Annotated in this window: 1 protein-coding gene; it reads left to right on the forward strand. The window is 68.0% G+C overall.

The window, feature by feature from the left end; translation table 11 throughout:
• The coding region (locus tag ACSNOK_RS34540; RefSeq protein WP_436784668.1) for an LLM class flavin-dependent oxidoreductase at positions 1–266 on the forward strand (266 nt) is incomplete at both ends.

Here is a 266-nt window from a genome sequence, read left to right on the forward strand (position 1 = left end):
GTTCGGGCAGGACATCCGCCAGGGCATCCCGCTGGCCATCGAGAACTACGCGCTGCTGCACAAGCTGTGGCGCGAGGACGTGGTGGACTGGCAGGGCCGCTTCCGCACCCCCCTGCAGGGCTTCACCTCCACCCCGCGCCCGCTCGACGGCGTCCCGCCGTTAGTCTGGCACGGCTCCATCCGCTCCCCGGAGATCGCCGAGCAGGCCGCCTACTACGGCGACGGCTTCTTCCACAACAACATCTTCTGGAACAAGGAGCACACCC

This window comes from Streptomyces sp. URMC 126, assembly GCF_051386555.1.
Taxonomy (GTDB): Bacteria; Actinomycetota; Actinomycetes; order Streptomycetales; family Streptomycetaceae; genus Streptomyces.